General features: G+C 72.8%; 12 protein-coding genes and 1 pseudogene. 8 read left to right on the top strand and 5 right to left on the bottom strand.

The window, feature by feature from the left end; translation table 11 throughout:
• Nucleotides 1–34: 34 nt before the first annotated feature.
• Both H6X67_RS04570 and H6X67_RS04565 read right to left on the bottom strand, forming a co-directional pair.
• Nucleotides 35–2,230 (bottom strand): hypothetical protein, encoded by a 2,196-nt coding sequence (locus H6X67_RS04570; RefSeq protein WP_249369207.1) that lies wholly within the window; start codon nt 2,228–2,230, stop codon nt 35–37.
• 4 nt (nt 2,231–2,234) lie between these two features.
• Complete coding sequence (locus H6X67_RS04565; RefSeq protein ID WP_249369205.1) at nt 2,235–3,758, bottom strand: MFS transporter; 1,524 nt, start codon at nt 3,756–3,758, stop codon at nt 2,235–2,237.
• A gap of 145 nt (nt 3,759–3,903) precedes the next feature.
• Between H6X67_RS04565 and H6X67_RS04560 the strand changes: the two genes are divergently transcribed.
• The 4 genes and pseudogenes from H6X67_RS04560 (at nt 3,904) to H6X67_RS04545 (ending at nt 7,896) form a co-directional block, all read left to right on the top strand.
• Nucleotides 3,904–4,593, top strand: a complete 690-nt coding sequence (locus H6X67_RS04560; RefSeq protein WP_249369204.1) for a TetR/AcrR family transcriptional regulator — start codon at nt 3,904–3,906, stop codon at nt 4,591–4,593.
• Nucleotides 4,594–4,698: 105 nt separating this feature from the next.
• A complete protein-coding gene (locus H6X67_RS04555) occupies nt 4,699–6,129 on the top strand; it encodes an MFS transporter (RefSeq protein WP_249369202.1) in 1,431 nt (476 codons plus the stop codon).
• Nucleotides 6,126–7,082: pseudogene (locus tag H6X67_RS12050) on the top strand (carboxylesterase family protein); the annotation flags it as partial. The gene H6X67_RS04555 and the pseudogene H6X67_RS12050, both read left to right, overlap by 4 nt.
• A 64-nt stretch (nt 7,083–7,146) precedes the next feature.
• The gene (locus tag H6X67_RS04545) at nt 7,147–7,896 is read left to right on the top strand and encodes a CocE/NonD family hydrolase (RefSeq protein WP_249367780.1); all 750 of its coding nucleotides are present in this window, start codon (nt 7,147–7,149) and stop codon (nt 7,894–7,896) included.
• 40 nt (nt 7,897–7,936) lie between these two features.
• On the opposite strand, the gene H6X67_RS04540 is transcribed toward H6X67_RS04545, so the two are convergent.
• The 3 genes from H6X67_RS04540 to H6X67_RS04530 are packed head-to-tail and all read right to left on the bottom strand — an operon-like array spanning nt 7,937 to nt 14,090.
• Nucleotides 7,937–10,315, bottom strand: a complete 2,379-nt coding sequence (locus tag H6X67_RS04540; RefSeq protein WP_249367781.1) for a family 78 glycoside hydrolase catalytic domain — start codon at nt 10,313–10,315, stop codon at nt 7,937–7,939.
• A complete protein-coding gene (locus H6X67_RS04535; RefSeq protein ID WP_249367782.1) occupies nt 10,312–12,624 on the bottom strand; it encodes a glycoside hydrolase family 3 N-terminal domain-containing protein in 2,313 nt (770 codons plus the stop codon). The genes H6X67_RS04540 and H6X67_RS04535 overlap by 4 nt, the downstream gene beginning before the upstream one ends.
• 44 nt (nt 12,625–12,668) lie before the next feature.
• Nucleotides 12,669–14,090 (bottom strand): MFS transporter, encoded by a 1,422-nt coding sequence (locus tag H6X67_RS04530; RefSeq protein WP_249367783.1) that lies wholly within the window; start codon nt 14,088–14,090, stop codon nt 12,669–12,671.
• A 173-nt stretch (nt 14,091–14,263) separates the two neighbouring features.
• On the opposite strand from H6X67_RS04530, the gene H6X67_RS04525 reads away from it, so the two are divergent.
• From H6X67_RS04525 to H6X67_RS04510, 4 genes are read left to right on the top strand one after another with little or no spacing between them, the layout of a single operon-like run.
• Nucleotides 14,264–14,974 (top strand): TetR family transcriptional regulator, encoded by a 711-nt coding sequence (locus H6X67_RS04525; protein ID WP_249367784.1) that lies wholly within the window; start codon nt 14,264–14,266, stop codon nt 14,972–14,974.
• A gap of 38 nt (nt 14,975–15,012) precedes the next feature.
• Complete coding sequence (locus H6X67_RS04520) at nt 15,013–17,241, top strand: hypothetical protein (RefSeq protein ID WP_249367785.1); 2,229 nt, start codon at nt 15,013–15,015, stop codon at nt 17,239–17,241.
• A 45-nt stretch (nt 17,242–17,286) separates the two neighbouring features.
• Complete coding sequence (locus tag H6X67_RS04515) at nt 17,287–18,564, top strand: glycoside hydrolase family 1 protein (RefSeq protein WP_249367786.1); 1,278 nt, start codon at nt 17,287–17,289, stop codon at nt 18,562–18,564.
• Complete coding sequence (locus tag H6X67_RS04510) at nt 18,561–21,143, top strand: glycoside hydrolase family 2 TIM barrel-domain containing protein (RefSeq protein ID WP_249367787.1); 2,583 nt, start codon at nt 18,561–18,563, stop codon at nt 21,141–21,143. The genes H6X67_RS04515 and H6X67_RS04510 overlap by 4 nt, the downstream gene beginning before the upstream one ends.
• Nucleotides 21,144–21,179 lie beyond the last annotated feature (36 nt).

The following is a 21,179-nucleotide window of genomic DNA, read 5'->3' as shown; positions in this document are numbered from 1 at the left end:
TGGGTGTGGTGGGTGCGGGTGAGGGGACGCGGCCTCAGACGGCGGCCAGGCGCAGGTGGGCGAGGTTCTCCAGGCGCGTGAGGTCGTCGGCGCCGCCTCGGGAGGAGGCCACCCTCACGACCACCATGGGCTCGGTGCCGGTCTTCAGGAGGCTGCCGGGGACGGTGAGCGGGATCCGGACGCGCTCCCCCGGCTCGACGGCGAGCGGGTGCCACCCCTGCTCCCCCGCGAGCCGCCAGGCGGCCTCGACCACCCGGCCCACCCCGGCGGGCACAGTGGCAGCCGTGGCGACGGCGACCAGCTCGGCGTCGGCGTCTGCGGGCACCTCGACGCGGGCCACCTGGCCGGGCCGCAGACCGTCCGCCCTCCCGGCCGCCGCCCCTGCCACCGGATCGCTCCCGGCCGGAGCGAGGCTGACGAGCGGCTGCTGACCGTGGCGGTCGCCGCCGTCGGAGAGGATGACCTGGCCGCCCTCGACGCGGTAGCCGGTGGAGGCGGGCGGCTCGACGCCCTCCTCGACCCAGGCGGCGAGGTCCCTCAGGGCCTGCTCGACGGCGACGTCGTACCAGACGAGCCAGTCGTCCTTGCCGGGGGCGACGGGCATGTCGTGGTGGTCGGCGTGCTCGGTGACGTAGACGCGCAGGCTCCTGCCGGCGGCCTCGGCCCCGAGGGCCGCCTCGACGCGGCGGCGGTACCAGTCGGCGTGCCAGGTGTAGGCGTCGGCGTCCTCGTGGGAGGAGACGAGCATGACCCTGCCGTCGGGGTGCCCGGAGTAGACGGTGCCGCCGGTGACGCCGATGGCCATCATCCAGGGCACCCGCAGGGCGCGCTGGGGGCGCAGGGGCTCGCCGTCGTCACCGCGCAGGCAGTCGTAGGCGTCGTAGCCCTCCTCGGCCGGCGGCACGACGTGGCGGTGGTGCAGGCGCACGGCGAGGTCGAGGCGGTTGTCGAGGTGGACGGTGGTCCCGGTGGTGAGCGCGGCGAGCCCGGAGGACGCCGCCGGCGCCGTCCCGGGGGCCGGAGCGGCGGGCACGAGGACGACCTCGCCATCGGCGAGCCCGCCGGCGGCCTCAGCGGCCTCGGTCACGGCGGTCTCAGCCGGTCGCGGGGTGTGGACGGGCAGGACCTCCCCGTCGGGCATGCGCAGGTCGAGGTTGTCGGCCAGGGTAGCCTGGGCGGGAAGCCCGCCGACGACGAGTCCCAGCGGGCGGCCCGGCTCACCGCCGTCCTCTCCGCCGTCCCGGAGCACGCGCACCACGGTGGCGTCGTGGTCGACGAGCCGCGAGCGCAGGAGCGCGCCCATCGGCGACTCCTCGCAGCCCTCGTAGCCGGGGCGGGTCCAGAAGTCCTCGGCGTAGCCGGGGTCCATGGAGGCCACGGCCCCCTGGAAGTCGGTGAGCGACTGGCTGGTGGGCCTGCCGTCACGGTCCGTGTGCCCGAGGACGTAGTCGGGCCGGGCCCAGGCGGGCAGGGGCAGGCCGAGGGCGGTGACCTCGGCCAGGACCTCGGCCTGGAGGGGGTTGAGCCCGTCGGCGGGGTCGCGGCCGTCGAGGACGTTGCCGCGGATGGTGGCGGCGACCTCGTCCAGGACGAGGCGGGCCAGGCCCCGGATGAGGAAGTTGCTCGGCAGGGACACGGGAGTGCCCATGACGGTGGGGACGAAGCCCTGCCAGACCCCCCGGGTGGACTCCACGCCGCCCATCGTCTGGTAGGAGCCGCCGGAGGGCCCGTAGAGGTAGCCGGGGATCATGGCGGCACCGGTCGTCGCCTCCTCGACGTCGAGGCCGTAGAGCTCGGCGGCGATGCGGCGTCCGGCGCGTGCGGCGGTGGCGGCGTGGCGGTAGCCGCCGAGGCCGGAGGCCTGGACGGTGTAGCCGCCGGCGTCGATGCCGAAGGCGAGCTTGCGCTCGGAGACGTTCTCGTCGTCCATCGGGTAGGTGTACTGGAAGAAGCGCCCCTGCCAGGCCCGGGCGGGCGGCAGGTAGACGTTGAAGCGCGACGGCGTGCCCTCGATGCGGGCCCGCACGAGGTGCAGTGGCTGGGTGATGAGGCCGGCAGCGTCGAAGCGGGCCGGCAGGTCCTCCTCGGACTCGATGACGACCGTGTCGTACTCGGCGTCCCGGTTGTGGGGGGTGACGAGGACGGCCCCGGTGGGCAGGACCTCGGCGTCGGGGGCTCCGTCGGGGGCGACGGAGAGGCGGCGCAGCCCGGGCTGGGCGGTGGTGGTCACGGGATCAGGCCTCCGTCCCGGGGTAGGGGTCGCCTCCGGCCTCGGTCACCGGTTCGGCGACAGTAGGGGCGGTCTCGGTCTCCTCAGCCTCCTCGTCCGTCTGGCCGCGGCGCTCGGCGAGGTCCGCGTTGATCTGCGGCAGGCGGGCGTCGAGGTCGAGGAACCAGTACAGGCCCGCGGCGATGAGGGCCCCGACAGCGGGGAAGACGGCGAAGAGGATGGTGATGGCGGAGCTCGCGGAGGCGGACTGCGTCTCGAGGGTGCCGTCGTAGCCGGCGCCGGCGAGGATCTGGCCGGCGAGCCAGAGGCTGATGCCCGCGCCGATCTTCGCGGCGAAGGAGGTGAAAGCGCCCATGATCGACTCGAGGCGGCGGTGGCCCTTCCACTCGTTGTAGGTGGAGCAGTCGATGACGAGGATGCCCTGCATGTAGGTGCCGGGCAGGGTGCCGAGACCGCTGATGAGGGTGGCGATGACGAGCAGGACGAGGTTGCCGTTGGCGATGTAGTTGACGATGCCGGCGGCGACGACGAGGAGCTGGCCGACGACGATGATGCGGGTGAGGCGGAACCTCTTCATGAGCCAGGGCACGAGCATGATCGTCGGGACGATGACGATGGCGACGCCCGCGGTGACGGACTGCATGCCGAGGTTGCCGACGATGTAGGTGAAGTAGTAGGCGCTGGCCCCGGTGTTACCCGCGATGGCCGCGACGACGCCGATGATGAGGATCATCCAGATGTAGCGGTTGTCCTTGAGCATGGCGATGATCTCGCGGACGGTGACCTTCTCGGTCGTGTCGGCGGCCTGGGTGACGGTCTCCTTGACGAAGATGAAGCGGCTCAGGCCCATGAGGAGGAAGACGGCGCCGAAGGCGAGGGCGAAGAGCGACCAGCGGCCGCCGTCCTTGCCGGCCCAGGCCAGCGCGATCGGCACGACGATGGCGATGACGATGGCGCCGAAGGAGATGAGGACGCCTCCGAAGGCGGCGACCTTGCCCATGGCGACACGGCTGGGGAAGGCGAGGGCGGTGTAGAGCGTCTGGTTGATGTTGGCGAAGGTCGCGAAGACCGAGTTGATGAGCGAGTAGCAGACGAAGACCCAGGCGGCCTTGCCGGTCATGGACATCTCCGGTGTGGAGAACAGGGCCCAGGTGGTGACCCACAGGCCGATGAGCATGAGCTCGTAGGGGCGGGCGCGTCCGAAGCGGGTGTGGGTGCGGTCGATGAGCCAGCCGGCGATGAGGTCGGTGAAGCCGTCGAAGACCTTGGAGGCGAGCATGAGCGAGCCGAGCAGGGCGGGGCTCATGCCGAGGGCGTCGGTGGCGTAGATGCTGAAGTAGCCCAGGAGGAGGACGTTGGCGGCCATGGACAGCCCGCGCACGTTCCAGGCGAGGTTGGTGCCGAAGGGGACGTGCTCGGGGTCGGCGGCCTTGAGGGCCTTCTTCTCGGCTCGGGTGAGTGGGGCGGTGGTGGCCGCTGCGGCGGTCAGGGCGTCGTCCGCGGCACCGGGGATCGGGGTGGCGGTCATGGGTGTTTCCTCGTGCTTCTGTCGGCGTTGACGAAGGATCGGTGTTGAAAGCGTAGTCAACTACGTATTGAAACGATCGTCAAGAGTTGACAACAAGAGTCTTTCGGATGAAAACTGTCTTTAAACTACGTTTTGGAGGCGCCCCATGGCTACAGCACCCCACGCCGGCAGGAACGGCACCCGCGGCCCCTACGCGAAGACCGCCGCGAAGAGGGCCGCTATCGGCAAGGCCGCCTTCGAGGTCGTCGAGGAGGTCGGACATGACGGGCTCACGACGGCCGCCGTCGCCGAGCGCGCCGACCTCAGCGAGCGCACCCTCACCTACCACTTCCCCACCCGCGACCACCTGCTCGTCGCCGCCCTCACCCACTTCAACGACTCGATCCAGGAGCGCACCGCCCTGCCCGGCAGCGCTGCGTGGCCCACCGACGGCGACCTCGCCACCACCGAGCAGGTCGAGACCATCGTCCACAACCTCCTGCGGGGCACGGCCTCGGACCGCGGCTACCTGCGCCTGTACGTCTACCTCGTCGGCCGGTCCCAGCAGCCGGGCTCGGCCGCCCACGCCTACTTCCGCGAGCACTACGCCATCGCCCGTGAGGGCATGGCCCTCATCATGCGGCTGCTCCAGGAGGCCGGCCTGGCCCGCACGGACCGCGACCCCGAGGACCAGGCCCGCCAGTTCCTCGCCACCTGGGAGGGGCTGCAGCAGCAGTGGGTCGTCATGGAGGACTTCGACCTCGAGGCCGCCACGCTCCGCGCCTTCCTCGACGTCACCGGGCACGACGTCCTGCGCACCCGCACCGCGGTCGAGGAGCTCCTGCAGCAGCTGTGAGGACCTGAGACCCTCCCCGCCTTACCGACCGGCATGTAGGTTGAGGGTGCGCGTCAACGAGGACGCGCCCCTTCCCCACGGCGCTACTGGACAAATGAGTTCAGCATGTCAGCACCCGCCACGCCCATCACCGGCGGCGACCCGAACATCGAGGAGCCCTCACGCCCCGGCACCTCGATGAAGTACCTCGGCGGCCGCCCCTACCGCCAGTACCTTGTCGCCTGCATCATCGCCGGCGCCTTCCTCTTCATGAACTACTCGGCGCTGCCCTCGATCCTCCTGCCGAACCAGATCCAGACCATCGAGCTCCAGCACTTCTTCGCCGCCTACCCGCAGGTCACGGCCGACGTGCTCCAACAACTGTCCGGCGGCACCTACGCGGGCGCCGACGCCGCCGAGCTCACCGAGGTCTACAACCAGTACAACGCGGCCCGCGCGGCCTCGATGTCCTTCGTCGCCTCCATCGGCACCTTCTTCACGATGTTCGCCCAGCCCATCGTCGGCGTCATCTCCGACCGCTGGCGCTCGCGCTGGGGCCGGCGCTCCTTCTGGATCGCCTTCGGCGGCTTCGCCGGAGCCCTCATGATGATCGCGATGCGCTTCTCGACGACGGTCGGCATGATCGCCGTCACCTGGGTCATCGCCCAGGTCCTGCTCAACTTCATGCAGGCCCCGCTGACCACCACCGTCGCGGACCGCATCAAGGAGGACAAGCTCGCCACCGTCTCCGCCATCTCCGGCATGGGCACGATGGGCGGCGCCATGCTCGGCTCGATCATCGCCGGCAACGCCTTCAACGCGCTGGGCCTCAACGCCTACTACATCTTCGTCGTCCTCACGGCCTTCGGCGCCGCGCTCTTCGTCCTCATGGCCAAGGACCGCTCCTCCCTCGACCTGCATCTGCCCCCCTTCAGCTGGAAGGACTTCGCCCTCGGCTTCACCATCGCGCTGCGCGACGCCGACTACCGCTGGGTGTGGCTGGCCCGCTTCGTCTCCATGCTCGGCGCCACGCTGACCACCACCTTCTCCCTCTTCGTCCTGCAGTCCTACGTCCAGCCCGCGCTCACGCAGGCCGAGGCCAACACCTACGCCACGCTGCTGAGCATGTGCTCCCTGCCCGGCATGCTCATCTCGATGATCGTCTCGGGCAAGCTGTCCGACCGCATCGGCAGGCGCAAGGTCTTCGTCATCGGCTCCACCGTCGCCACGATGGCCCTCCTCATGCTGCCGATCCTCTGGCCCACGCTGCCCTCGCTGTTCATCCAGACCACCCTCAACGGCTTCGCCCTCGGCGCCTTCATGACGGTGGACCAGGCCCTGTTCATCGACGTCCTGCCGGACAAGGAGGCCGCCGGGCGCGACCTCGGCGTCGCCAACGTCGCCACCAACATCGGCCAGACCCTCGCCCCGGTGCTCGCCGGCGTCATCGTCGCCCAGATCGTCGGCCCCGCCGGCTACCGCGCCATCTACATCGCCGCCTTCATCTGCATGGTCGTCGCGGCCCTGGCCATCGTCCCGGTGAAGAAGGTCAAGTGAGCACCCCGCAGCACGTCGCCTCCACCCCCGTCGCCGTCCCCACCGGCGAGGAGGGGCCCGTCGTCGCCGCCCCGGCCGGGGCCGTGCGCGGCCTCTGGCGCGAGGTCCCCTCCGCCGCCGGCAGGGCGGGGGCCCACCCCCGCTCGGCCGCCTTCTACGGCATCCCCTACGCCGAGGACCCGGTCGGGGACCTGCGTCTGCTCGCCCCCGTGCGCCGGGCCGCGTGGGAGGGGGTGCGCGACGCCGTCGTCCCCGGCCCCACCCCGCAGCGGCGCCCCTTCGGTGAGACGACGGCGGTCCCCGAGCCGAGCGTGCCCGGTCAGGGGGTCCTCAACCTCAACGTCTTCACCCCCGCGCCCGGGGACCCGGGCACCCCCGAGGGGCCGCAGGCGCCCCTGCCGGTGCTCGTGTGGGTCCACGGAGGCGGTTTCTGCGCCGGCAGCCAGAACAGCCCCTACTACGACGGCGCACCCTTCAACCGCGGCACCCTCGACCAGGTGACGGCCCTGGAGTGGGTGCGCGACAACATCGCCGCCTTCGGTGGGGACCCGGGCCGGGTGACGGTGACGGGCCAGAGCGCCGGCGGAGCCTCGGTCATGGCGCTCCTGGCGTGCCCACGGGCGGCGGGGCTCGTCCACGGCCTCATCTGCGAGTCGGGCGGGACGACGGCGGCCACGGTCGCCGACGCCCGCGCCATCGCCGAGCGCGGCGCCGAGATCGCCGGCATCGCCCCGACGCTGGCGGGCTGGCGCTCGCTCACCGAGGAGCAGGTGCTCGACACCGCGGCGGCCCTCGGCCGCGAGCTCCCGCTCTTCGACATCTCGCTCGACCTGTCCCGCTTCACCCGCCCGCCCGAGACGATGTCGCGGACCTTCGTGCCGGTGGTGGACGGCGAGGTCATCACCGCGCCGACCTTCGAGGCCGTGCGCCGCGGGCACGGCGCGGACCTGCCCCTGCTGGCCGGCGGGGTGCGTCACGAGATGACGGGGCTCGGCACCCTCCTGGCCGACGAGATCGGTGGGCGCAGCGCCCGCGACCTGCTCACTGAGGCGGGTCTGGCACCGGGGCTCATCGACCGCTTCCACGCCGAGCACCCCGAGCTGGCGCACAGCGAGCCGCTCCTTCCCCCACGGCTCGACCCGCGACGCGGGCCTCGCCACCCTCACGCTCGACGTCTGGAGGGCCGCGCTGGGGGACGAGGCCGTGGGCGCCGGGTCCACGGCCTGGGTCCACGACCCCCGGGACCCGGTGCCCACGGACGGCGGGCAGGTGCTCATGGGCCCGCCCGAGGCCGCCGGCCCGCACGACCAGCGCGCCGTCGAGGCCCGCGAGGAGGTCGTGTCCTTCACGAGCCCGGTGCTCACCGAGCCGGTGACGATCCTCGGCCCGGTGCGCCTGCGCGCCTGGGTGGCGGCGCGGGCCACCGACGCGCACCTGCACGCGAGCCTCACCGAGGTCATGGAGGACGGCACGAGCACCCTGCTGACCGACGGCGTGCTGCGGCTGTCGGGCCGCCACGGCCTCGACCGCCGCGACCCGCTCACCCCCGGCGAGCCGGTCGAGGTCGACATGTGGGCCACGGGCTTGCACGTGAGCGCGGGCCACCGCCTGCGCCTCAACCTGGCGGTCTCCTCCTGGCCGCGCTACGCCGTCTGCGACCCCGACGGCGGCCGGGGCGTCGAGATGCGCGTCCTGCACGACGCCGAGCACCCCAGCACCCTGCTGCTGCCGCTCGTCGACCTCGAGGCTCACCCCTCGGTGCTCTGAGACGTGTCTGGCCCTCCTAAGTGGGAGGACCAGACACCGCTCAGGCGGGCCAGGCGCAGGTGAGGGTGTGCTCGCCGCCCCCGGTCGTGGTGGCACTCCCGTCCGGCAGGCGCACCGTCGTCGGTGTCCCCGGCGGCGTGCGCACCGTGAGCCGGAAGGCGCCGTCCTCGATGACCCAGGAGGAGGAGACCGTCCCGCGGGCCGTGTCCAGGCTCGCGCGGGCGCTCGTGAGCCCGCCGCCGGGCACCGGGGCGATCTCGACGGCGGCGTAGCCGGGCTCGGCCGGACGGATGCCGGCCGTGTACTCGTGGAGGAAGGCGACGACGGCGCCCTTGGAGTAGTGGTTCTGCGAGCCGGTGGGCACGCCGTCGGCGCTCAGGCCGTTCCAGTCCTCCCAGATGGCGGTGGCGCCGCGGTCGAGCATGACCATCCAGCCGGGCTCCTCGCGCTGGAGGAGAACCTCGTAGGCGAGGTCCGTGTAACCGGCCTCGACCAGCACCGGCAGGAGCATGCCGGTGGACAGGAAGCCCGTGGACAGCCGGTTGCCGTTGGCGCGCAGCAGCCGGGCGAGCTCGGCGGCAGCGGCCGGGCGCTGGCTCGGCAGCACCAGGTCGAAGGCGAGTGCGCGCACGTAGCTCGCCTGGGTCGGCACGGTGAGCCGGAGCCGGGGGGCGGCGTCCCCCTCAGCGGTGGGCTCCTCAGCAATATCCTCGATGAACTCGGTGCGCCAGGCCTCGGCGGCCCTGTCCGCGAGCGCGCCGAAGCGGGCGGCGTCGTCCTCGCGGCCGAGGACGACGGCGGCCTCGGCGACGATGCGTGCCGAGCGGGCCAGGTACGCGGTGGCGACGATGCCGAAGTCGCCGCGCGGGTCCCACTCGACGTCGGGCTCGGTCCACTCGCCCCAGTGGAAGCCGGTGTCCCACAGGTAGCGGTCGTGCGCGCGGGGCTCGGGGTGGGCCTCGGCGCGGGCCGGGTAGCGGGCGCCGGCGGCGGCGGCCTCGATGTGCTCGACCCAGCGCACCATCATCGGGTAGGCCTCGGCCAGGGCGTCGGCCTCGCCGTAGGCGCGCCACATCTCCCAGGGGACGATGGTGGCGGCGTCGCCCCAGCCGGCGGAGCCGGACAGGTCCGGCATGGGCCCGTCGTCCACCCCGTAGCTGGGGGCGACGTTGGTGATCGTGCCGTCCTCGTACTGCTCGTCGGCCAGGGAGCGCAGCCACTTGCGGGTGAAGCCGCGCACGTCGTCGAGGTGGGCGGCGGTGCGGGCGAAGATCTGGTAGTCGCCGGTGTAGCCCCAGCGCTCGCGCTGCGGGCAGTCGGTGGGCAGCTCGCAGGAGTTGGAGTGCCAGGCGCGCACGGTGTTGGCGTGCAGGCGGTTGAGGTCCTCGTGGGAGCAGGAGAAGTCCCCGGTGGGGGTCAGGTCGCTGCGCACCTCGACGGCGGTGAGGGCGGTGGGGTCGAGGTCCCAGTCGGCGCCGTCGACGGCGACGTAACGGAAGCCGTGGGTCGTGTGGTGGGGCTCCACCACGTCCCCGGCGACGCCGCGGGAGATGATCGTGTTCACCTGGCCGAGGGGGTAGGGCTCGGGCAGCCAGGGCACGGCGTGCTGGATGTGGCGGGTGGTGAGGTCGCCGTCGGGCCCGGTGACCTCGAAGTGGGTGAGGATCAGGCGCGTGCCGGCGGGACCGAGCTCGGCGACGCGCACCCATCCCGACAGCATCCGTCCGAAGTCGACGACCTGCCGGCCGGAGGCGAGTCGGGTGACGCTGACGGCGGGGACCTCAAGGCCGCGGCGCACGGCCGGGGAGGGTGAGGCGGCGAGCCGGCTGCGGTCGCGGGTGAGCGGCTCGTCGGAGAGCTCGGCGGGAGCCCACTGCTCGTGGCCGAGGCGGGTGAGGTCGGTGGTCTGGCCGTCCATGAGGTCGGCGGCGGTGATGGCGCCGACGGCGACCTCCCACCCCTGCCCCGTGGTGAGCGTGCGGGCGGCCTCGGTTCCGGCCCCGATGACGAGGGCCGCGAGGGCACCGGTGCGCTCGCCGTAGGCGTCGGGGACGCGGGTGGCGCCGCAGCGTCCGCGGAACCATCCGTCGGAGACGGTCAGGCGCAGCTCGTTGTCGCCCTCGCGCAGCATGCCGGTGACGTCGTAGGACTGGACCTGGAGGGTCGCGCGGTAGGTGGTGGCGCCCGGGGTGAGCTCGCAGTCGCCCACGCGCTCGCCGTTGATCCAGGCCTCGTAGATGCCGTGGGCGGTGGCGGTCAGGCGCGCGGGGGCGGCGGCCTCTGCCGCCGTGAGGCTCACGTGCGTGCGCAGCTCGTAGGCGGGGCGCCGGCCGGCAGGCGGGACCTCGGCGGGGGTGGCGAGCCAGGCCGCGTCGTCGAGGTCGGCCAGGACCGGGGCCTGAAGGAGGGTGCCCGTCATGGCGTGACCTCCACCTGGGCGGTGAAGGGTGCTGCGGAGGAGCCGCCGACGGCGATGTCCACGACGGTGGGCTCCTGCACCCAGGTGCGGCTGACCGAGGACCAGTAGCGCAGCTGCTCGGGCCCCAGCGGCAGCTCAACCGTCACCGTCCGCCCGGCGGGCACGTGCACGCGCGCGAAGCCCTTGAGCTCGCGCACGGGGCGGGTGGTCTCGCCGTAGCGCTGGTGGGTGTAGAGCTGGACCACCTCGTCGGCGTCGACGGCGGAGGTGTTGGTGACCTCGACGGCGACCGTCCCGGTCTCCCCCACGGCCAGCCGCTGCGGCACCTGGACGGGCGAGTAGTCGAAGGCGGCGTAGCTCAGGCCGTGGCCGAAGACGTAGCGCGGGGCGTGGGAGGCCTCGTTCCAGTAACGGGTGGTCGCCCCCTGCGGGTCGAAGGTGGTGCGGTGGGCGTAGTGGACGGGAACCTGCCCCACGTGCTGCGGCCAGGTGAAGGGCAGTCGGCCGGCCGGGCTGACGTCGCCGAAGACGGCGGCGGCGACGGCCTCACCGCCCCGGGTGCCCGGGTACCACACCTGCAGGACGGCGGCGGCGCCGTCGGCGGGACGCAGGTCGAGCGGTCGGCCGCTCATGACGAGGACGACGGTCGGCGTGCCCGTGGCGATGGTGCGCCGGAGCAGCTCGGCCTGGCGCCCGGGCAGGTCGAGGGTGGAGGCGGAGGACTTCTCCCCGATCTGGTTCTGGTTCTGGCCGACGACGACGAGGGCGACGTCGCTGGTGGCGGCCAGCCCGATGGCGCGGTCGAGCTCGGCGTCGGCGTCGAAGCCCTCGGGGGTGGTGGGCAGCAGTCCCTCGTCCATCCGGTCGAACATCGAGGGCTGGACGCGCTCGGCGGTGGCCAGGGCGCGGGCGTGCTCGAGGGTGACGCCGGCCTGCTCGGCGCGGGCCCTCAGGCCCTCCAGGAGGCTGACGGACTCGGCGACGTCCTCGGCGAAGACCCAGGGGCCGAGCACGTCGCGCTGGGAGGCGGCGAGGTCGCCGAGCACGGCGACGCGGCGCACGGCCCTCGCCCCACTCGCGGCCAGCGGCAGGGTGCCGTCGTTCTCGAGCAGGACGAGGCTCTTCTCGGCGGCGCGGCGGGCGGCCTCGCGGTGGGAGGGCTCGGCGAGGACCTCGGCGGCGCGGGGGACGTCGGCGTAGGGGTTCTCGAAGAGACCGAGGGAGACCTTGGCGGCCAGGACGCGGCGCACGGCGGTGTCCAGGGCCGCCTCGTCCACGAGGCCGGCCTCGAGGGCGGCGGCCAGGTGCTCGTAGGCGGCGGGGCCGTTGGCCATCTCCATGTCGAGCCCGGCAGCCAGCGCCCGGGCGCCGGCGTGCTCGTCGTCGGCGACGAGGTGCTGGGTTACGAGGTTGTTGACGCCGTTGGCGTCGGAGACGACGAAGCCCTCGAAGCCGAGCTCGTCGCGCAGGATGCCGGTGAGCAGGTGGCGGTTGGCGGCGGCGGGCACGCCGTTGAGGTCCATGTAGGCGGCCATGACGTTGCCGGCTCCGGCCTCGATGGCGGCGGTGAAGGGCGGGTAGTAGACGTTGTGGAGGAGGTCGTCGGACAGGTCGACGTCCTCGTAGTCGCGTCCGCCCTCGGCGGCGCCGTAGCCGGCGAAGTGCTTGGGGCCGGCGAGCAGGGCGTCGGCGGGGAAGGCCTCGCCGGTGCGGGCCCCGGCCTGGAAGCCGCGCACCTGGGCGGCGGCCATGGCGCCGCCCAGGCAGGCGTCCTCGCCGGCGCCCTCGATGATGCGGCCCCAGCGCGGGTCGCGGGCGATGTCGACCATGGGGGCGAAGGTCCAGCGGATGCCGACCGCCGAGGCCTCCGTGGCGGCGACGCGCTGGCCCTCCTCGGCGACCTGCGGGTCCCAGGAGGCGGCGGTGGCGACGGGCACGGGGAAGATGGTGCGCAGGCCGTGGATGACGTCGTAGCCGAAGAGGAGCGGGATGCCCCAGCGCGAGCCAGCGACGGCGCGCTCCTGCAGGCCGCGGATGAACTCGGGGTCGGTGACGAAGAGGAGGGAGCCGACCTCGCCGCGGTCGATGGCCTCGCGGATGCGCCCGGGCTGGCGGGCGTACTCCTGGTGCTCGGCCGGGAGATGGGCGATGTGCTCCTCGGGGATGTCGTCCATGTGGGGGGCGACGTAGAAGTACTGGCGCAGCTGGCCGATCTTCTCGGCGGTGGACAGGCGGGAGAGCAGGTCCTCGACACGCTCGGTGACGCTGAGGCTCGGGTCCTGGTAGGGGTAGGTGCGCTGGGTGGTCATGGTGGCTCCTGTCGTGCGAAGGGGCGGGAGAGGGGAGGGCCCGGTCAGGCCGGGTCGGCGGCGCCGGCGGTCTCGGCGGCAGCGCGCCGGGCGGCCAGCTCCTCGTTGATCTGCGGCAGGTGGTCCTCGAGCTTGTAGAGGTGCAGGCCGAGCGCCATGAGCAGGGCGATGATGGCGGGGACCCAGGTGAACAGGCCACGGATGGCGAAGACCGCGGTGTCGGGCTGCGCGTCGAGGGTGCCGTCGTAGGCGAAGGCGGCGAGGAAGGCCCCGGCGGCCGCGAGGCCCACGCCCTGGCCGATCTTGGCAGCGGCGGACTGGACGGCGCCCATGATCGACTCGAGGCGGCGGTGGCCCTTCCACTCGTTGTAGGTGGCGCAGTCGATGATGAGGATGCCGATCATGTAGGACAGCGGCAGGACGCCGACGGCGTTGACGAGGCTGCCGAGGACGAGCAGGGGGATGTTGGCCCCGGCGACGTAGAAGATCATGCTGGCCGCGGCGCAGAGGAGCTGGCCGGCGACCATGATGGTGGTGAGCTTGAACCGCTTCATGAGCGGCGGGATGAGCAGGACGGCGGGGACGGCGACGAGGCCGACGACGGCGGTGAGGGACTGCAGGCCGAGGTTGCCGACGATGTAGCGGAAGTAGTAGGCGCCGGCGCCGACGTTGAGGAGCAGGTTCTGCAGGATCGTGATGACGAAGATGACCCAGATCCAGGGGTTGTCCCTCAGGGTCGCGAAGATCTCGGGGAAGGTGACCTTCTCGGCCTCGTCGTCGGGGGTGGTGTTGACCTCCTTGACGAAGAGGAAGCGCATCATGCCGAGGACGGCCATGGGCACGGCGAGGAAGAGGATGAAGGTGGACCAGCGGCCGGGGTCCTTGCCGGCCCACTCGAGTCCCACCGGGATGATGACCGAGATGATGATGGCGCCCAGGGAGATGACGAGGCCCGCGAAGGCGCTCACCTTGCCGATGGCGACGCGGCTGGGGAAGGCCAGGGCGGTGTAGAGCGTCTGGTTGGTGTTCGCCAGGGTGGCGAACACGGAGTTGACCATGGTGTAGAGGAGGAGGACGAGGGCGGCCTTGAGGCCGGTGGAGGCGCCGGCGGGGATGGAGAAGAGCGCCCAGATGCTCACCCACATCCCGAGCATGGCGAGCTCGTAGGGGCGGGCGCGTCCGAAGCGGGTGCGGGTGCGGTCGATGAGCCAGCCGGCGATGAGGTCGGTGAAGCCGTCGACAACCTTGGAGGCGAGCAGGAGCGTGCCCAGGAGGGCGGGGCTCAGGCCCAGGGTGTCCGTCACGTAGAGGCTGAAGTAGCCCAGGACCATGACGTTGGCGGCCATGGACAGGGCGCGGGCGGACCACGCCATCTTGGTGCCGAAGCTGACGTAGTCGGGGTCGGAGCGCGTGAGCGCCTTCTTCCGGGCGCGGGTGGGTGCGGGGGAGAGGGCGGGTGAGTCCATGTGTCCGGGGCTCCTCAGTGCTTCGGTCGTCGTTGACGAAGGGAAGGGGATGGCGAAACTGAAGTGAACTACCAAGTTCGTCCGAGGTCAAGGGGTTGACATTGTCAATGTGTCGATTCAAACTGGCGTCTATCATCAGTTTTTGAGTGATGGTCACCACCAAGGAAGGTCTCGTGAGCACCGCAGCACACACCTCGTCCACCGGGCCGGGCCACACCCGCGGTCCCTACGCGAAGACCACCGCCAAGCGAGCCGCCATCGCCCGGGCCGCCTACGAGGTCGTCCAGGAGGTCGGCCACGAGGGGCTCACCACCGCCGCCGTCGCCGCACGCGCGGGCATGGCCGAGCGCACGATGCTCTACCACTTCCCCACCCGCGACCACCTGCTCACAGCCGCCCTCGACCACTTCGACAACGTCATCCAGGGCGGGGGCAACCTCGAGGCCTTCCGCCGGGACCACGGCGTCACCGCCGACCGGGAGCCGAGCCTGGAGGAGTCCGAGGAGACCATCCGTCGCCTCATCGCCGCCACCGCCTCCGACGACGCCCGCCTGCGCCTGTACTCCTACCTCGCCGGCCAGGCCCAGGTCGAGGGCAGCGCCGCCCACGAGCACTTCACCACCCACTACGCCGAGGCCATCGACGGCATCGGCGCACTCATCCGCGCCTTCCAGAAGGCCGGCCTGGCCCGCACCGACCGCGACGCCTCCTCCATGGCGCGCCGCTTCCTCGCCTCCTGGGACGGCTTGCAGCAGCAGTGGGTCGTCAGTGGGGACTTCGACCTTGAGGAGGAGATCCTCCTCGCCTTCGCGGACGTCACCGGCCGCGACCTCATCCTCGCCCGCCAGGCCGTCACCGACGCCCTGCAGGCCCTGAGCGCCTGAGGCGCACCCCCGTCAGCACGCAGCAGAGAGGCTCAACGATGAGCACCCCGAGCACCGGCCACCCGGCCGGCCACAGCATCGACCGCCGCGCCCTCGTCTCGCGCCACGCGGTGCGCCTGGACGCCGACTCCCCCGAGCTCGTCCTCACCCTCGGAAACGGCGACTTCGCCTTCTCCGCCGACGTCACCGGTCTGCAGACCCTCGCCACCCACGACCCCTCGGGTCTCGACATGCGCTCGGCCATGGCCACGCGCGTCGTCGACACCGGCACCCAGTCCACCTGGGGCTGGCACGAGCAGCCCAACCCCGAGGGCTTCACCCTCGCCGACACGATGCACCCCTACGCCACCGCCCGCGGCGAGGTCCTCTACCCGGACTCGCCGTCGATGGAGCGGATGATGGCCGTCATGACCGGCCAGGCCGCGCCGGAGGCCGCCGACCTCGCCGGCATGTGGCTGGGCGCCAACCCGCACCGCCTGGACCTGGGCCGCCTCGGCCTCCTCCTGCCCGACGGCCCCACGGCCGGCACCCCGCAGGTCGACGACGTCGACGCCCGCCTCGACCTGTGGGCAGGCCGCCTCGACTCCACCTTCACCAGCGGCGGCGAGCGCGTCGAGGTCACCACTGCCGTCGCCGGTGAGGGCGCCGTCCTCGCCACCCGGGTCACCTCCACGCTGCTCGCCCAGGGCCGCGCCGCCCTGCGTCTCGCCCTCCCCGACCCCAGCCCCGAGATGTTCCCCGGGATCCGCTGGGGCGAGCAGGTCGAGGGCACGGTCGAGCTCGAGGTCCGGGCCTCCGACGCCCAGGGCGGGAGCGCCGTCGTCACCCGCCGCCTCGACTCCACCACCTACACCATCACCCTCACCTGGACGGGCGCCGCCACCGCCTCCCACGACGGCGGGCGCACCGTCCTGCTCACCCCCGCCGCCGGCACCGACACTCTCGAGGTTGTCGCTGCCTTCGCCCCCGTCGCGGGCCCCGGCAGCCAGTGGTACGAGGCCCCCGCCGAGGGCGCCCTCACCAGCGTGGACGCCGTCCTCGCCTCCGCCGCCGCCTTCTGGGAGGGCTACTGGGCCTCCGGCGCCGCCGTCGAGCTCGCCGGCAGCCAGCACCCGCGCGCCGCAGAGCTCGAGCGCCGCCTCGTCCTGTCCCAGTACCTGCTACGCGCCAACGGCGGCGGGCTCATGCCGCCGCAGGAGACCGGCCTCATCAGCAACACGTGGCGCGGCAAGTTCCACCTCGAGATGCACTGGTGGCACGCCGCCCAGTTCGCCGCCTGGGGCCGCCCCGAGGTGCTCGAGCGCTCCTTCGGCTGGTACCGCAGCATCCTGCCGTCCGCGCAGGCGACCGCCGCCGCCCAGGGCTGCCGCGGTGCCCGCTGGCCCAAGGAGGTCGGCCCTGACGGGCACGAGGCGCCCGGCAGCATCGGTCCCTTCCTCGTCTGGCAGCAGCCCCACCTGCTCTACCTCGCCGAGCTGTGCTGGGCCGCCTACGGCACCCGCGGCGAGGCCGAGGCCGCCGCCGGCCGCGAGCGGCTGCTCGCCACCGTCGGGGACCTGCTCGACGAGACCGCGGAGCTCATGGCCTCCTTCCCCCAGATGGAGCGGACTGCGCAGGGCTCCGTCGTCGCCCACCTGGGCGCCCCGGTCATGCCGGCGCAGGAGTTCTACGACGCGGCCGTCACCCGCGACCCCACCTACGAGCTCGCCTACTGGTGGTTCGGTCTCGAGCTGGCCCAGCGCTTCCGCGAGCGCCGGGGCCTGGGACGCGTGGCCGAGTGGGAGGCGGTGCAGGCGGCGCTGCCGGTGCCCGAGCAGGTCGAGGGCCGCTACACGGCGGTGGCGGGCTCACCCTCGGTGCGCACCGACGACCACCCCTCCTTCCTGCAGGGCCTGGGCTTCCTGCCGCCGACGCCGCTCATCGACCCGGCCGCCATGGGCGCCACCCTGGACTGGGTGCGCGAGGTGTGGGACTGGGACTCGACCTGGGGCTGGGACTACCCGGTGATGGCGATGACGGCGACCCGTCTGGGCCGCCGCGCCGAGGCCGTGGACCTGCTCATGCAGGAGGGCGCGAAGAACCGCTACGACGCCGTCGGCCACAACCCCGCCATGGGGGCCTTCATCCCGCTGTACCTGCCCGGCAACGGGGGCCTGCTGGCCGCCGTCGCCCTCATGGCCGCCGGCTGGGAGGGCTCCGAGGAGCACCCGGGCTTCGGCGAGGGCTGGGACGTGCGGGCCGAGGGACTGACCCCCTGGCCGCTCTGAGGCGCCCGCGCACCACACGCTTTCAACGACGAGAGGACACCGACCATGACCATCCTGCGCGACGACTTCCTGTGGGGAGCCTCCACCTCCGGCTACCAGACCGAGGGGGACAGCGTGAACGCCGACTTCTGGGACACCGAGCAGGTGACCGGGGGCCATGTCCAGGAGCGCTCCGGCTCCGCCTGCGACTCCTGGCACCGCTACCGTGAGGACATCCGCCTGGCCGCCGAGGGGGGTCTGAGGGCCTACCGCTTCAGCATCGAGTGGTCGCGCATCGAGCCCGTCCGCGGGGAGCTCTCCCGCGCCGCCCTCCTGCACTACCGGGACATGATCGACGCCTGCCACGAGCACGGCCTCGAGCCCGTCGTCACCCTGCACCACTTCGCCTCGCCACGCTGGTTCGCGGCCCTGGGCGGCATCATGAGCCCCGAGGCGCCCGAGCTCTTCGCCGCCTACGTGCGCTACGTGTCCCAGGTCCTCGGGGACGTGCGCTGGATCGTCGACATCAACGAGCCGAACATCCTCGCCCTCATGGGCCTGGCGAGCCTGACCGCGGGCAAGACCCCGGAGGAGCTGGCCGAGATGGCCGGGGCCCTCGGCGCCCGCACCGGGACCGGCGGCGAGGCAGGGTCCGACGGCGAGCAGCTGGCCGTCACCGAGCGGATGGCCGCCCTGCCCGCCCCGCCGCTCGAGATGGCCGCCCCGATCATCGCCATGCACAGGGCCGCCACCGCCGTCCTGCGCGAGACGGTGCCGCAGGCGCGCATCGGCTGGGCCATCGCCGCCCAGGCCTTCACCCCCACGCCGGGCAACGAGGAGGTCTTCGAGCGGGTCTTCCACCAGTGGGAGGGCGTCTACCTCGAGGCCTGCGCCGACGACGACTTCATCGGCGTGCAGGCCTACACCTCCCAGCCGGTGGATGAGCACGGCCCTGTCCCGCACCCGGGCTCGCCGGACAACTCCCTGTCCGGCTGGGCCTGGCACCCCGAGGCCCTCGGCCTCAACCTGCGCCGCTACCACGAGAGGTACGGCAAGCCGATGCTCGTCACCGAGAACGGCATCTCCACCGCCGACGACGCCCGCCGCATCGAGTACACGACCGGCGCCCTCAAGGGGATGATCGAGGCCGTGCGCGACGGCGCGGACGTGCGCGGCTACTGCCACTGGTCGCTGCTCGACAACTACGAGTGGGGCCGCTGGGAGCCGACCTTCGGTCTCATCGCCGTGGACCGTGAGACCTTCACCCGCACCCCCAAGCCCTCCCTCGCCTGGCTCGGCCGCGTCGCGGCCGAGAACGCCGTCACCCTGGAGCCGCAGCCATGACCTCACGCACCACCCTCCTCGACGCCGGCTGGCAGGTCCGCCGCGAGGACACCGCCACCCCGACACCCTGGACCGACGTCGACCTGCCGCACGACGCGATGATCCACGAGCCCCGCAGCGCCGGTGCCGCCACCGGCTCGCACTCCGCCTTCTTCCCCGGCGGCCTCTACCGCTACCGCAGGAGCCTGGCGGTGCCCGAGGACCTGGGCGAGGACCGCCTCTCCCTCGTCTTCGAGGGCGTCTACAAGAACGCGACCGTCCACGTCGACGGCACCGAGCGGGGCGGCTGCGCCGGCGGGTACACGGAGTTCGAGGTCGACCTCGGCCCGCTCACCCCGGGCGCCCAGGCCCTCATCGAGGTGCGCGTGGACAACACCGTCCAGCCGGCCTCGCGCTGGTACTCCGGCTCCGGCATCTACCGCCACGTCCACCTGCGCCGCAGCGGCCCCGTGCGCCTGACCCGCGGCGGCGCCCAGCTGCTCACCCGCGACCTCGGTGAGGACCGGGGCGGTGCCGCGCGCACCACCGCCCGCGTCGAGATCGACAACCCGCAGGGCCGGCTCGTCACCGTCGTCGTCGCCCTGCGCGAGCCCGGCGAGGCCGGTCCTGTGGCCGAGTCCCGCGTCGCCACCACCGGGGGCGTGGTCGAGCTCGACCTCACCGTCCCCGCGGCCCACCCCTGGAGCGACACCGACCCGTACCTCTACGCGCTCACCGTCACCCTGCTCGACGGCGCCCCCGACAGCGCCGACGACGTCGATGACGTCGATGACGTCGCCGGGGCCACCGTCCTCGATGAGCTCACCACCCGCACCGGGCTGCGCACCCTCGCCCTGGACGCGACGCGGGGCCTGCTCGTCAACGGCGTCGAGACGCTGCTGCGGGGCGCCTGCGTCCACCACGACTCCGGGGTCCTGGGCGCCGCCACCTTCCGCGACGCCGAGCACCGCCGCGCCCGCATCCTCAAGGAGCAGGGCTTCAACGCGGTGCGCAGCGCCCACAACCCCATGAGCCGGGACCTGCTCGACGCCTGCGACGAGGTTGGCCTCTACGTCATGGACGAGCTGACGGACATGTGGTTCCGGCACAAGACGCCCGGCGACGACGCCTCCCACTTCGAGCAGACCCTCACCGCCGACGTCGAGGCTATGGTCCGCAAGGACTACCTGCACCCGAGCGTCATCCTGTACTCCATCGGCAACGAGGTCGGCGAGTCCGGCACCGCCGCCGGCATCGAGGCGGGGCGGCGCGTCGCCGCCGCCGTGCGCGCCCTCGACGCCTCGCGCCCCCTGACGGCCGGCATCAACCTCATGATCAACGCCTCCTCCGCCTCCGGCAAGGACACCATCGGTGAGGCCATGGCCGAGTCGACTCAGAAGGCCGCTGCCCAGGCCGACGAGAAGCCCAGGAAGGACCCGATGGACTCCACGGCCTTCAACCTGCTGGCCTCGCGCATGGGCACGCTCATGAGCCTGGCGGCGCGCTCGGCGAAGGCGGACCGGGCCAGCGACGGTGTCTTCTCCTACCTCGACGTCGCCGGCTACAACTACGCCGGCTCGCGCTACCGCCGCGACGGCAGCCTGCACCCGGGCCGTCTCATCGTCGGCTCCGAGACGATGCCGTACCAGATCGTCAGCAACTGGCAGCAGGTCGAGGAGCTGCCCTACCTCATCGGGGACTTCATGTGGACCGGGTGGGACCACCTGGGGGAGGTCGGCATCGGCCTGTGGACCTACGGCGACGCCCCGGGCGGCTTCCACAAGCCCTTCCCCTTCATCCGCTCCGGCGCCGGCGCCATCGACCTCACCGGGCACGGTGACGGCTCCATGGCCCTGGCCCGCACCGTGTGGACCCGCTCGCGCACCCCGGAGATCGCGGTGCGCCCGCTCGACCGCGCCGGGCAGAAGGCGCACCAGGCGATGTGGCGGGGCACGGACGCCGTGCCCTCCTGGTCCTGGCCGCACGCCGCCCCGGGCACGAGGGCGAGGGTCGAGGTCTACTCCTACGCGCCCGAGGTCGAGCTCCTCGTCGGCGGCCGCTCACTGGGCACGAAGGCGGCCGGTGTGAGGCACGGCTGCGTCGCCACCTTCACCGTCCCCTACGGCGAGGGCGACCTCACGGCCGTCAACAAGATCGGCGGCCGCGAGGTCGGGCGGGCCACCCTGAGGTCCACGAGCGGGCCGCTGCGCCTGCGCGTGACGAGCGACCGCGAGGCGCTGGCGGCGGGCGGTCAGGACCTCGCCCACCTCGAGATCGAGGTCGTCGACGCCGCCGGGACCCTCGCCTCGGTCTCCGGGGAGGAGGTGGGCGTCCGGCTTGAGGGCGCCGACGGCGCTGTCCTGCCGGGCGCGGTCGCCACCCTGGCGGCCCTGGGCTCGGCCGACCCGGCTCCCGCCGACCGCCCCCTCGGCGAGGAGGGACCGCACGTGCAGGCCGCAGGGCCCTACGACGGGGACCGCACCCGCCTCTTCCAGGGCCGGGCCCTGGCCGTCGTGCGCGCCGGGCGAGAGGCGGGCGCCGTCGTCGCGGTCGTCACGAGCCCCTACGGCGAGGCGCGAGTGCCCCTCGCCGTCGGCTGAGCCGGCTGAGCCGCCCGAACCAGAACCGCCCTCCAC

Origin of the sequence: Actinomyces sp. AC-20-1 (assembly GCF_023369555.1) — a bacterium.
Lineage (GTDB): Bacteria > Actinomycetota > Actinomycetes > Actinomycetales > Actinomycetaceae > Actinomyces.
Note: the sequence above shows the minus strand (reverse complement) of the source record. Positions and strands in the feature narration are given on the sequence as shown.